9 protein-coding genes and 1 tRNA gene are annotated in these 13,323 nt (G+C 39.4%); 3 read left to right on the forward strand and 7 right to left on the reverse strand.

Annotation, left to right across the window (positions count from 1 at the left end):
- Positions 1–53: 53 nt before the first annotated feature.
- From BTO23_RS19795 to BTO23_RS19820, 6 genes are all read right to left on the reverse strand, one after another.
- Positions 54–248 carry a hypothetical protein gene (locus tag BTO23_RS19795; RefSeq protein ID WP_061005034.1) on the reverse strand — a complete coding sequence of 65 codons (195 nt, stop codon included), beginning with the start codon at positions 246–248 and terminating at the stop codon, positions 54–56.
- Between the two features lie 102 nt (positions 249–350).
- On the reverse strand, positions 351–3,107 hold the full coding sequence (locus BTO23_RS19800; RefSeq protein WP_105064389.1) for a M16 family metallopeptidase: 2,757 nt from the start codon (positions 3,105–3,107) through the stop codon (positions 351–353).
- An 859-nt stretch (positions 3,108–3,966) separates the two neighbouring features.
- Positions 3,967–4,043 (reverse strand) — tRNA-Trp (locus BTO23_RS19805).
- A 118-nt stretch (positions 4,044–4,161) separates the two neighbouring features.
- Positions 4,162–4,686, reverse strand: a complete 525-nt coding sequence (hemG, locus tag BTO23_RS19810) for a menaquinone-dependent protoporphyrinogen IX dehydrogenase (RefSeq protein WP_060993444.1) — start codon at positions 4,684–4,686, stop codon at positions 4,162–4,164.
- A gap of 32 nt (positions 4,687–4,718) precedes the next feature.
- Positions 4,719–6,176 (reverse strand): TrkH family potassium uptake protein, encoded by a 1,458-nt coding sequence (locus tag BTO23_RS19815; RefSeq protein WP_060993445.1) that lies wholly within the window; start codon positions 6,174–6,176, stop codon positions 4,719–4,721.
- 53 nt (positions 6,177–6,229) lie between these two features.
- Positions 6,230–6,844: a YigZ family protein gene (locus BTO23_RS19820; RefSeq protein ID WP_105064390.1), complete on the reverse strand. Its 615-nt coding sequence runs from the start codon at positions 6,842–6,844 to the stop codon at positions 6,230–6,232.
- A 243-nt stretch (positions 6,845–7,087) separates the two neighbouring features.
- On the opposite strand from BTO23_RS19820, the gene fadB reads away from it, so the two are divergent.
- The 3 genes from fadB to acuI all read left to right on the forward strand — a co-directional run bounded on the left by fadB (position 7,088) and on the right by acuI (position 12,184).
- On the forward strand, positions 7,088–9,268 hold the full coding sequence (fadB, locus tag BTO23_RS19825; protein ID WP_105064391.1) for a fatty acid oxidation complex subunit alpha FadB: 2,181 nt from the start codon (positions 7,088–7,090) through the stop codon (positions 9,266–9,268).
- A gap of 13 nt (positions 9,269–9,281) precedes the next feature.
- The gene (gene fadA, locus BTO23_RS19830) at positions 9,282–10,445 is read left to right on the forward strand and encodes an acetyl-CoA C-acyltransferase FadA (protein WP_061030387.1); all 1,164 of its coding nucleotides are present in this window, start codon (positions 9,282–9,284) and stop codon (positions 10,443–10,445) included.
- A 758-nt stretch (positions 10,446–11,203) separates the two neighbouring features.
- The gene (gene acuI, locus BTO23_RS19835; RefSeq protein ID WP_060993449.1) at positions 11,204–12,184 is read left to right on the forward strand and encodes an acrylyl-CoA reductase (NADPH); all 981 of its coding nucleotides are present in this window, start codon (positions 11,204–11,206) and stop codon (positions 12,182–12,184) included.
- Positions 12,185–12,292: 108 nt separating this feature from the next.
- Here the strand turns inward: acuI and BTO23_RS19840 are convergent, their stop codons facing one another.
- The gene (locus tag BTO23_RS19840) at positions 12,293–13,234 is read right to left on the reverse strand and encodes a LysR family transcriptional regulator (RefSeq protein WP_060993450.1); all 942 of its coding nucleotides are present in this window, start codon (positions 13,232–13,234) and stop codon (positions 12,293–12,295) included.
- Between the last annotated feature and the right edge of the window lie 89 nt (positions 13,235–13,323).

Genomic DNA, 13,323 nt, shown 5'->3' on the forward strand with positions numbered 1-13,323 from the left:
GGCAAATAAAAGGCGCTTAATTATTTAAGCGCCTTTTATCATTTAGTAAATACTTACCAAGTCAGCACTGGAGTGTAACCACTCACCGCGTTAACCATCTTAGTATTTACGCTTTCGAATCCTTTCCAAAGTTTTTTTATTACCGCTGTTTTTTTCTTTCTTGATTGCTGTTTGCCATACATTTCTTCGTTTAGCATATTCTTTGCAGCAATTTGACCAAGATATACAGCACCTAAATCGTAATTCATTGTTATAAAACCTTAGAGATTAATTAAGCAGCGAATTGTACTGCTTACTCTCTAAAAAACAAGATCTAGATCACGTTTTTTATTTGATAATAAAATAGAAAATTATCGAATAACTGGTGTTGCTAAGTATGTAGACTTACGAACACCTTCCCCAAATGTACTTTGAATTAACGCTGTCATCTCCTGAGAATGTATAGAATCAGCCGTCTTTTGAATATTCAATAGCGCATCAATTCCATAACCATGTATTGTATATCTCGTAAATAACCAAGCTTGTTGTGATGAGTTATTTTTCATTGGAGACAAATCAACTACTAACTGTTTTGCAGCAGAACGGGTTTCCTCCTCAGACACTCCTTTTAATAAATCAGTAATCACTTTATCTATCGCCGATCCAATAAGCTCTGCATTTTTAGGGTCGACTTGAGCACCAACGATCCAATTACTTCGTAATTCACCATCAGAGTTTATGATTTCAGCATAAGGAGCATAATCTAAGCTCAACTCTTCACGTACATAAGACATCAAACGTTTAGAAACAATACGCTGCAGCATATCTTCCATAAACAAAGATTTCGCTGATTGGTTCTCATCAGCCTTATTCGCAATAAAATGAGCGATATAGTGGCTGTTGTTCTCGGTATTAACTGCCATTGTAAAGCTAGGCTTAAATGATTCTTTGTAACTAGCGGCATAGTTAACAGATTTAGAATTAGCTAATTGGATACTCGCAACATACTGACGTAATAACGGTTTTAACTCTGTGGGTTTAAGATCAGCAACAATCACTAATTGATAATTTCTATTCTGTTGGAATAATAATTGATGAACTTGTTTTATTTGTTCATCAGTGACATCAACCACCCCATCACCTTCCAGTAATCGATGACTGCTCGTTACTACATACGTATTGTGATTAATCGCTTGAGTAAATTTACCTAATGGTGTTTCTAGGTATGCACTCCTATTTTGATTAAACTCCTGTTTTACGGCTTTAAGCTGATCATTATCGACTTTTATCTCAGACATCAATGTTGATAAAACAGCAAAACTTTCGGCAACCCCTTCTCTATCGGTGAGAACTTCAATGCCATGATGAGTAAAATTAATATATGGATAAAGCTCAATATCATTACGTCTTAGATGTGCATCTAACTGAGACCCAGTAAGATCGCCTAATCCACTGCGACTAACAACAGGGATCGCAATGTTTGCTGCCGGAATTAGATTTGGAGTTAATGCCGCCATTCCACCTTTGCTCGCTAACGAGATACTGATGTCATCCCCAGAGTTTGTATCTCTTAAATACAGAACATTAATGCCATTATCTAACGTCCAACTTGTTAAGTTTCTTTCGCTCGATATCAACGCTTCTGAAAGAATACTTCCGGACATAGCAGGAACTGGGAAAGCAGAGGTTACATTATTAAGTAAAGGCTTATTACCCTGCTTGTTATACAGAGCTCTTAATTCAGGAATTCTTAGTTTAGTAGCATCAATGCTTTCACTCGCATCTAAACCAATACCAAATTGGTAAGAGCTTGAGAGAAAGTCATGCATATGTTGATTAACAACCGTAAGCTCTACCATAGAGATAAAAGCTTCCAAGCTTTCTTTATAGTCTAAAATAGACTGACTTGGTTGCTGGTTAACGATATTCATTGATTTATTTTCTGCATGATCAACAGCGTTTAAATCGTCTTGGTTTTTACCAATATTATCTAATTCATATTGATAATATTTTACGATGTCTTTTAACTCATTAGCCGTTACACCATGATCACGTAAAGAAGCCAACACCTCTAAAAATTGCTTTTCGCTTTGATCTCTATAACGTGCCGGAAACGATACTGAAGAAATGGAGTAGCGACTGTCTGAAACAAAATATTCCGTCGAATAAATCCACTGTGCAGGCATCGCTGCATCTAAAAATGCAGCATTCATTCTTTGTTTAATTAATTCTTGAGAAATATAATCTAACCAAAGTTGGTGTTGTTTTTCTCTACTTTGAACATTCGAATTTCCACGATCAATAATCATATTAATACTTGGAGCTTCGCCACCCGCAATATAGCCAATAAAATCAGAGGTATTTAACACCTCTTTTTCCATTGCCGTTACCATGGTTGTCCCTTCTTCCCATGAAGAGAAATGTGTTTTAACGAGCTCAGTCGCTTGTGCTAAAGTAACATCTCCCGTAATCACTATTTCTGTTAATTGCGGTTGATACCATTTATTATAAAATTCTCTTAATGTTTCTGAAGACGCAGAAAGAACAGATTCTTTATTACCAAGAGGATCATAAGCATCATATGAATTATTAGTCATATGCTCATAAAACTGTGTCGATATATCCTTCTCTTCAGACCGAGAGTATCTAAACTCACCAAGAATAACGTCTTTCTCTTTCTCAACTTCTTTAGAGGAAAGCTCGATACCATCCCCAATATCTCGCATCCAAGTAAGTGCATTATTTAATTCACTATTATTGGGCAGATCGAGTTTATAAACGGTTTCCTCATAAGAAGTATACGCATTAATATCAGCTGCGAAGCTGAGCCCTGCATTTTCAAATAAAGAAATAACATCATTTTGAGAAAAATGTTCACTTCCATTAAACGCCATATGCTCAACAAAATGCGCATATCCTTTTTGATCTTGTCTTTCTTGGAATGAACCAGAGTGAATAATCAGCCTAACAGAGACCTCTTTTTCAGTATCTGGATAGATATGATAACGAAGCCCATTATCAAGTTGTTCGCTGACCCAATTAGGATCTGCTTTTATTGGTGTAACGGAGTGAGTTGCGCAGCCTGTAACGAATAAAGAAAAAGCTATTGGTAACCAATAAGTTTTCATAATACATCCTAGTAATTATATTTATATTTTATAAGATTATGATCTAAATATAAATTATGTATAAATGCAAGGGCATTAAGTAAATGATTATTATTCTCAGTGTTTTTTTTGTTACTTGCGAAATTCACCACACTTTTCTAAACCGAAAATAGCCCAAAAATCATATTTTTTAAATTTCAGACAGCAAAAAGGTTCATATCTTTCGATATAAGCCTTCTCTAAATATGGCAGGGATGGAGAGATTCGAACTCCCAACACGCGCGTTCTTATGGTGGGGGGAATCCGCGGCTCTTTTCTCAAACTGTAGATAGCAAAAAGGCTCATACCTTTCGATACAAGCCTTCTCTAAATATGGCAAGGGTGGAGAGATTCGAACTCCCAGCACGCGTGTTCTTATGGTGGGGGGAATCCGCGGCTCTTTTCTCAAACTACAAATAGCAAAAAGGCTCATACCTTCCGATACAAGCCTTCTCTAAATATGGCAAAGCTAGAGTAGTTCGAACTCCCAACACGCGTGTTCTTATGGTGGGGGGAATCCGCGGCTCTTTTCTCAAACTACAAATAGCAAAAAGGCTCATACCTTCCGATACAAGCCTTCTCTAAATATGGTAGGGGTGGAGAGATTCGAACTCCCAGCACGCGTGTTCTTATAGTGGGGGAATCCGCGGCTCTTTTCTCAAACCACAGATAGCAAAAAGGCTCATATCTTTCGATATGAGCCTTCTCTAAATATGGCAAAGCTAGAGTAGTTCTAACTCCCAACACACGTGTTCTTATGGTGGGGGGAATCCGCGGATCTTTTCTCAAACTACAAATAGCAAAAAGGCTCATATCTTTCGATATGAGCCTTCTCTAAATATGGCAGGGGTGGAGAGATTCGAACTCCCAACACGCGGATTTGGAATCCGCTGCTCTGCCAGTTGGAGCTACACCCCTGTTGTGCGTGCTATTGTAATGACTTCCAAAATAAAATCCACACTTTGAACGCTAAAAATATGAATCTAAACTAAAAATTCTACATCTATCGCACTATTTTACTGAAAACGAATAGAATTTAACCGAGTTTTATCTTATCAACAAATTGATCTACTCGTTTCCAGTTCGTATATTCAACTTCTTTCGTCGGATCGGTCTCTCCACCTGTCATTTTCATGATCAGTTGAATCATAAATCGATCAAAAAAGTTATAGCGTGGGTAAAACAATGCACCAGCAAAGGTATCTTGTAACTCAGGGACCCAAGGTGACTTTAATAAGAACTTCTTAAAATACGCACTGGTTTCTGGAGTATCTTTCCCCTCTTTTCGAGCTGTCAGGTTCACAATAAAAAATGAAGCCTTTGCTTGCTCTAAAGCAATTTGATGCTGAGCGATAAATTGATACAGCTTTTTATTCAAATGACCGTAACGAATAGAAGCACCAATCACAACACGATCATAATCTGAAAACGATACCGTTACCGGTTGGTGTAAATCGACTAACTGACAATCAACATCACTGCCTAGCTTCGTCGCAATGTAATCTAATATTTTAATCGTTTGACCTTCACGGCTTGAGTGAAGAAGTAATACTCTTTCCACAGTAACCTCTTAAATCTTTTCAATACTAAAAACTAACTACGCCAAAACGTCGGCGTGAATAAAATAAGTAACGTAAATACTTCCAAACGCCCAAATAACATAGAAATAATTAAAATCCATTTTGCAGAGTCATTCACCTCGCCAAAATGCACCGCAACCTCACCCAGACCAGGACCTAAGTTATTTAGTGTCGCAGCAACCGCAGAAAAAGCGGTTAATTCATCAATGCCGGTCGCGATTAATGCCAGCATACAAATAACAAATACCAACGCATAAGCAGAGAAGAACCCCCACACCGCATCAACAACTCGTTGAGGTAATGCCTTTGTACCAATCTTGATCGTAAAAATAGCTCTTGGGTGGATAAGACGCTTTAGTTCACGCATACCCTGCAGAGAAAGTAACAATATACGGATAACCTTCATCCCGCCACCTGTTGATCCTGCACAGCCACCAATAAAGGAAGAAAACAGTAATAAAACAGGTAAGAATAATGGCCACTCAGAAAAACTGGTTGTCGTAAAACCTGCCGTCGTTGAAATTGATACCGTTTGGAACAAAGCTTGATCTGCCGCTGCGCCAATTGAATCGTAAGTACTGTGCTTTAATAACAACAAGAAAGTAACTAAAAACAGTAATACTTGGATAAAAATAAACGCTCTAAACTCGGGGTCTTTCCAATAATATTTAGGATGAACGCCGCCTGAGGCGAATGCAGCAAAGTGCAATGAAAAATTACAGGCAGAGATAAGTAAAAAGACCACAGTTATAGCGTTAATTATAGGGCTATTAAAGTGTCCCATACTTGCATCATGAGTAGAAAACCCACCAATAGCAATGGTTGAGAAACTATGAGAAATAGCATCAAACCAGTCCATTCCTGCGGCCCAAAACGCTAAAGTACAAGCGATAGTTAACGTTAGGTAGATATACCAAAGCACCTTTGCCGTTTCCGCTATTCTTGGTGTCATCTTTGAATCTTTTACTGGCCCAGGGATCTCCGCACGATAAAGCTGCATACCACCGATACCTAGCACTGGAAGGATCGCGACGGCTAAAACAATAATACCCATACCGCCAAACCATTGAAGAAGTTGACGATAAAATAGAATAGCTTTTGGCAAATGGTCTAACCCCGTAAGAACGGTCGCCCCTGTTGTCGTTAACCCAGAAAATGATTCAAAAAAGGCATTGGTTACCGATATATCAGGAGAGCCAGAAAGCAAGAATGGTAATGCACCCGCACTGCCGATTACCATCCAAAATAGAACAACAATAAGGAAGCCATCACGAGATTTTAATTCTTGTTTATGCTGACGATTAGGAAACCAAAGTGCACCGCCTCCAGCTAACAATAAGAAAAAGGTAATAACAAACGGCACACCCGCACCATCACGATAAATAAACGCGACAAGAGCCGGAGCCAACATGAAAAAACTAAAAACCGCGAGTAAAGTACCCACGATTCGAATAATTGAACGAAACTGCATGATTTATTGAACGCTTCGCGTCACTCACATCCTAATGGTTTATATGAATTGAATTACTCTGTTGGGAATTCAATTTTGGCACCGCTTTTATTAATCACCGCGGTTTTAAATTCAGTAATGACACGTTTCTCTAGTTCTAATGTCATTACAACCTTATCACTATAATCCGCTGCCACCTGTTGTCCTTCATATTGGTGCAGTAATGTTTCGACCAAACTCACTAAGTTATAGTCACAATGCAAAATAATATGAGCTGTAATGCGTTTTTCTTCTGTTTCTATCAATTTAAGAGCTTGCTGAACTCCACCACCATACGCTTTAACAAGCCCCCCCGTTCCTAGCTTGATCCCACCAGAGTAACGAGTCACCACTGCGGTGATTTCCCCAATACCACTGCCACTTAGTTGAGCAAGTATTGGTTTACCAGCAGTACCAGAGGGTTCACCATCATCACTGAAGCCCCATTTCATAGAATCTTCAGGTCTTCCGGCAACAAAGCCCCAACAATTATGCCTAGCATCAGAATGCTTAACTTTTATTTCTGCCACAAACGCTTTGGCTTCATCAATCGATGCTGTTCTAGCAAGATAAGTAATAAAGACGCTTTTTTTTATCTCTTCTTCAAATACCGCCATCGCTTTTGGGACTGGATATGGCTGATCACTCATAGACTACACTGATACTAAAAACGGAACCTTAAAGTGTATCACTTCTAATGACATTTACGCTTTCCATCCTGATATTTATTCACCAACCGAAGAAAGTAAATTTGTGATCAACCAAGATAAACGTAAATAAAATGTTAAATTTAATTTGATATCTGTTTACTTTAGCACCACTATTAACTGGTCAAACCAGATTATTATAATAACGAATACTCGGATCTGGTTCTTATTTCATGGAGATAGAAAATGATTTATCAAGGTGAAAACCTCTCTGTAGACTACATCGAATCAGGCATTGCTCACCTAGTGTTTAATGCGACAGGCAGTGTTAATAAGCTCAACCTTGCCACTATACAATCACTTGGTGAAGCCATTGATGCGCTTTACGAGCAAAAAGAATTAAAAGGACTCTTACTCTCATCAGGTAAGAATGCTTTTATTGTGGGTGCAGATATTACTGAGTTTCTTGGGTTATTTGATACTCCACCGGAAGAGCTCAGCGCATGGCTTCATCAAGCCAACGTTATCTTTAATAAGCTAGAAGATCTTCCTGTTCCTACCTTAACCGCTATTACTGGTTTTGCGCTCGGTGGCGGTTGTGAATGTGTACTTGCTACCGACTTCCGCTTAGCGGACGAAACCGCATCAATCGGTTTACCAGAAACACAGCTTGGCATTATGCCTGGTTGGGGTGGTTCTGTTCGCTTACCGCGCTTAATTGGTGCTGATCCTGCAATGGAAGTGATTACCACAGGTAAACCTAAACGAGCAAAAGATGCCTTAAAGCTAGGAATGGTTGACGGCGTTGTTCCACGTGAAACCTTGATCGATGCATCTATTTCTATGCTAAAAAAAGCAATTGATGGCCAACTAAATTGGCAGCAACGTCGTGAACAAAAGAAAGCCCCATTACAACTATCACCATTAGAAGCGGCGATGTCATTTAATGTCGCTAAAGGCATGATAATGAAAATGGCAGGGAAACATTATCCTGCGCCAATTACAGCGGTTAAATCAATAGAACAAAGTGCTGGTATGAGTCGTGATGAAGCTCTAGCGATTGAGAACAAACACTTTGTTGCTCTAACTCGTACTGAAGTCGCGAAATCCCTTGTAGGTATTTTCTTAAACGACCAATACGTTAAAAGCAAAGCCAAACAAGCGGTTAAAAACTGTGAACCAGTAGCTAACGCTGCCGTGCTTGGCGCGGGCATCATGGGTGGAGGCATCGCTTATCAATCAGCATCTAAAGGCGTACCTGTCTTAATGAAAGACATTGCTCAAGCCTCATTAGATCTAGGAATGAATGAAGCCTCTAAACTGCTTAATAAACAATTAGAGCGCGGGCGCTTATCTGGATTAAAAATGGCGCAAGTGCTTTCATCCATTACGCCATCTTTAAACTATGGTGGTATTGAGAGCAAAGACGTCATTGTTGAAGCTGTGGTTGAGAATCCAAAAATCAAAGCGGCGGTTTTAGTAGAAGTAGAAAATGAAGTTAACGAGAATGCAATCTTAGCGTCGAACACTTCAACCATTCCAATTTCATTATTAGCAAAATCATTAAAACGTCCTGAAAATTTCTGTGGTATGCACTTTTTCAACCCTGTACATCGTATGCCTCTTGTTGAAGTTATCCGTGGTGAAAAAACCTCACAACAAACCATTGATCGCGTTGTTGCTTACGCTTCTCAAATGGGTAAAACCCCGATAGTTGTTAATGATTGTCCCGGGTTCTTTGTAAACCGTGTTCTTTTCCCATATTTCGCTGGCTTTAGTTTACTGCTCCGTGATGGTGGAGATTACCAACAGATCGATAAGGTGATGGAAAAAGAGTTTGGTTGGCCAATGGGTCCAGCCTACTTACTTGATGTTGTCGGTATTGATACTGCTCATCATGCTCAAGCAGTAATGGCACAAGGTTTTCCCGATCGAATGGCTAAAAATGGTCGAGATATTATTGATGCAATGTTTGATGAAAGCCGTTACGGCCAGAAAAATGGCTCTGGGTTTTATGCTTACACCGTAGATAGAAAAGGCAAACCGAAAAAGAATGTGGATGATGGCACTCACGTAATCATTGCTACAGTAACGGACACAACTCAACCTTATACCTCAGAGCAGATCAGTGCTCGAATGATGATCCCGATGATTAATGAAGTCATTCGCTGTTTGGATGAGGGCATTATCGCCTCACCTGCTGAAGCTGATATGGCATTGGTTTATGGACTCGGTTTCCCTCCATTTAAAGGCGGTGTATTCCGTTACCTTGATTCCATTGGATTGCCGACCTATTTAGAGATGGCAAAAGAGTTTGAGCAACTTGGTGCGGTTTACCAAGTACCAGAAAGCATCAAACAAAAAGCGGCGGTAGGAGAATGTTACTACCCAGTCCCTAAAGCACCCTCTGTATCGGCATCACTCTAAGGAAGGATTTATCATGAAAAATGTAGTTATTGTTGATTGTATCCGTACTCCGATGGGTCGATCTAAAAATGGTGTATTTCGTCATACTCGTGCCGAAGACTTATCAGCACATCTAATGAAAGGCTTAATGGAGAGGAACCCAAACGTCGATCCGAATCAAATCGAAGACATCTACTGGGGTTGTGTTCAGCAAACGTTAGAACAAGGCTTTAATATCGCTCGTAATGCCTCATTATTAGCAGGTTTACCAAAGTCTATCGCCGCAACCACGGTTAACCGTTTGTGTGGCTCATCTATGCAAGCATTGCATGATGCTTCTCGCGCTATCATGGTTGGCGATGCAGATATCTGTATTATTGGCGGTGTGGAACATATGGGCCACGTACCAATGAACCACGGTGTCGATTTTCACTCAGGTCTATCCAAAAGTGTTGCTAAGGCCTCTGGTATGATGGGACTAACGGCAGAAATGCTAGGTAAGATGCACGGCATTACTCGTGAACAACAAGATGCCTTTGCTCTCGCATCACATCAAAAAGCACATCGCGCAACCATTGAGGGACATTTTGATTCTGAAATTTTACCGATTGAGGGTCACGATGAAAATGGCGCACTAACATTAGTTAAACACGATGAAGTTATTCGTCCGGAAACAACACTCGAAGGTTTAGCAGCCCTTCGCCCTGCGTTCGATCCAGCTAATGGGACGGTCACTGCAGGCAGTTCATCTGCTCTGTCTGATGGTGCTTCTGCAATGCTAATAATGAGTGAAGATAAAGCCAATGAACTTGGTTTAACCATTCGCGCTAAAGTTCGTTCAATGGCGGTATCTGGTTGTGATCCATCCATCATGGGTTATGGACCTGTTCCTGCAACCAAAAAAGCACTTAAACGAGCAGGTTTGTCGATTGATGAAATTGATTTGTTCGAATTGAATGAAGCGTTTGCAGCTCAATCACTACCATGTATTAAAGACTTAGGTTTAATGGATGTCATGGAAGAGAAGATTAACTTAAATGGAGGGGCTATTGCACTAGGTCACCCATTAGGTTGTTCGGGTTCTCGAATTGCCACCACCTTAATCAATAACATGGAACGCACTGGCGCGAAATTGGGTGTCGCAACTATGTGTATTGGTCTTGGTCAAGGTATCGCAACGGTATTTGAACGACCTTAGAAAAAATTTCTAAACCGTAAAAACTAAAAAAGTCGCCTTCTTGGGCGACTTTTTTCGAGTTGATACCTAATTTGGTATCGCTTTTATCATCTTATTTTTTAGAGATGATTTTTGTATCACGCGCTTGGTGGAACCAAAAACGCTTTCTGCCTGTTGATTTAGACATGAGATATCCTTCTTAACTTTAGTATAAACATGCATCAATACGATGCGCTTGTTTAGCCTGAGAAGAGATATTTATCTTATGTAATTTATACATAGAGAAGTTGTACGTTCTTTACCTCATCAATCTATTTTTCAGTAGAACAATAGATAGCCCGATAACGATATCAGGTATAAAGCCAACGCATTTTCACAACTTCGATAGCACACGGTCATATTACATTATAAATAGATCCAGTTAGGCTTATTCGTTGCTAACGATCTGCTGAAATGTTCAATTATTAATAATTGGAAAAGTGAAATGAAACACGGAGATAATAGCTTTTTCGAAGATATTTTTCTGAGGGTTTGACTTGTACTTATTGCTTGTATTAATAACTCTATACATCAGAGCAAGGATGCAAAATAGCATGATCCAATAAAAAGTAAAGATCTTATTTGCTCTTTTTAAAATTTTTTTTACTAAAGGATCTATGCACAAAATGCATAGCTTTCATGTTTAAGTATCATTTTTTTTCTAAAAAAACCTCCCCTATACTTAATCCATCAATCAAATGTTGAATTTGATTCTCTATTTAATTTCATTGGAGTTTATTATGTTTAAAGCACTCGTTTTGAATCAAGAAGAAAGAAATACAATTGCTGCTGTTACTGAGATCGATGAATCTCAACTTCCTGAAGGTAACGTAAAAATTAATGTTAGCTATTCTTCTTTAAACTACAAAGATGGCTTAGCGATTACAGGTAAAGGGCGCATTGTTCGTAACTTCCCTATGGTACCTGGTATTGATTTAGCTGGCGTGGTATCTCAATCTGATGACGCTCGTTACCAAGCAGGTGATGAAGTTGTTCTTACTGGTTGGGGTGTTGGCGAAGGTCACTGGGGCGGAATGGCTGAAAAAGCGAGCCTAAACGGTGACTGGTTAGTCCCTATGCCAAAAGGCTTAGATGCTAAAAAAGTAATGGCTATTGGTACTGCTGGCTTCACTGCGATGCTGTGTGTTCAAGCCATTGTTGATGCAGGCATTAAGCCAGAAGATGGAGAGATCCTAGTAACGGGTGCAAGTGGTGGTGTAGGCAGCGTATCAATCACGCTTCTTAACCAACTTGGTTATAAAGTTGCAGCGGTAACTGGTCGATCTTCTTCAAATGGTGAGCTGCTTAAATCATTAGGCGCATCACGTATTGTTGAGCGTAGCGAACTAGAAGAACCAGCAAAACCATTAGAAAAACAATTATGGGCTGGCGCAATTGATACTGTTGGTAGCAAAGTATTAGCTAAAGTATTAGCACAAATTGATTACAACGGTGCAGTCGCAATGTGTGGCCTTGCTGGTGGTTTTGATTTACCAACTACGGTAATGCCATTCATTTTACGTAATGTACGTTTACAAGGTGTTGACTCTGTTATGTGCCCTCGTGAAAAACGCATCAAAGCATGGGAACAACTAGCTGAGCTTCTGCCTGAGTCGTTCTATGCTCAAGCAACAAAAGAAGTGGCATTAGATGATGCGATTCAAGCAGCAGAAGACATTACCAACGGTCAAATCACGGGCCGTGTAGTTATCAAAATTTAGTCTTACTAGCTAAAAGGATTTAATGCTGAGCCCTACCTAGCTTAGCGTTAATGTGAAAACATCAGTAAACCAAGGCAGCTTAATCGCTGCCTTTTTTATTCCCTAATATTAAACAAACCCTATATCTTCGATACGCTTTTCAATTAACTTACCGCACTCTTCTTTTACTACGCGTCGAAGCCACGTTTGTGCTGGTGAAGAGTCACAACGAGAGTGCCAAATTAAAGAATAATCAAACGGGGTAAACTCAAACGGTAAGGGTTTAATTACTAAATCATAACGATCGGCCATTAAGTAAGCGAGATCCGCAGGAACAGTAATCACTAATGGCATTTTATCGACGATCGCTAATGCCGCTTCTAAATGATATGCCCTCAAGACTTGTCTTCTCTCTCTTTGTCCTAATAACGCATTATCCAATAATGCTTTTACACCATCACTAATAGCAATCATGGCGTGAGGTAATGATAAATAATCATCTAAGCTTAAACGAACGCCAGAAAGCGGATGATTTTTAGAAAGTAAACACAGCACCCCGACTTGCCCTAATACTTCTTGTTTCAATGGAGAAACAGAGCCAATAGGACGACAGATAGCCATATCTACTTTTTCTGTACTTAGTTGTTTAAACAAATTCTCATGGTTTAGAGAAGTAAATTCCAAGGAGATATTCGGCGCTTGTTCATAAATCTTAGGTAACGCATAAGGTAAAATGGTTTGCATTGCGTAGTCAGTGGTTGCAATCAAAAAATGTTGATCGCAATGCATCGGGGTAAAATCACTTGGAGTAAGTAATTGACGAAGTGACTCTAATGGTTGATTAATTTGAGCATTAATCTCCAATGCTTTTTGTGTAGGAACTAAATGCTGCCCCTGACGAGTAAATAATGGGTCACCAAGTAAGTCACGTAATCGACCTAATACACGACTCATTGCCGACTGACTTAAACTCAATCGGATCGCAGCTTGGCTTACACTGTTTTCTTCTAATAATACTTTTAAGGCAATGAGTAAATTTAAATCACGACGATAAACTTCTTCGAGTTCCATTATCTAAACCTATGTCTGAAATAACCGAATGGTTGAACCATTAGTTTAACGGTTTTTAAGATAAAAAAAATCCCGCAATTTATTCACTT

The sequence above is a fragment of the Aliivibrio sifiae genome (assembly GCF_002954715.1).
Lineage (GTDB): Bacteria > Pseudomonadota > Gammaproteobacteria > Enterobacterales > Vibrionaceae > Aliivibrio > Aliivibrio sifiae.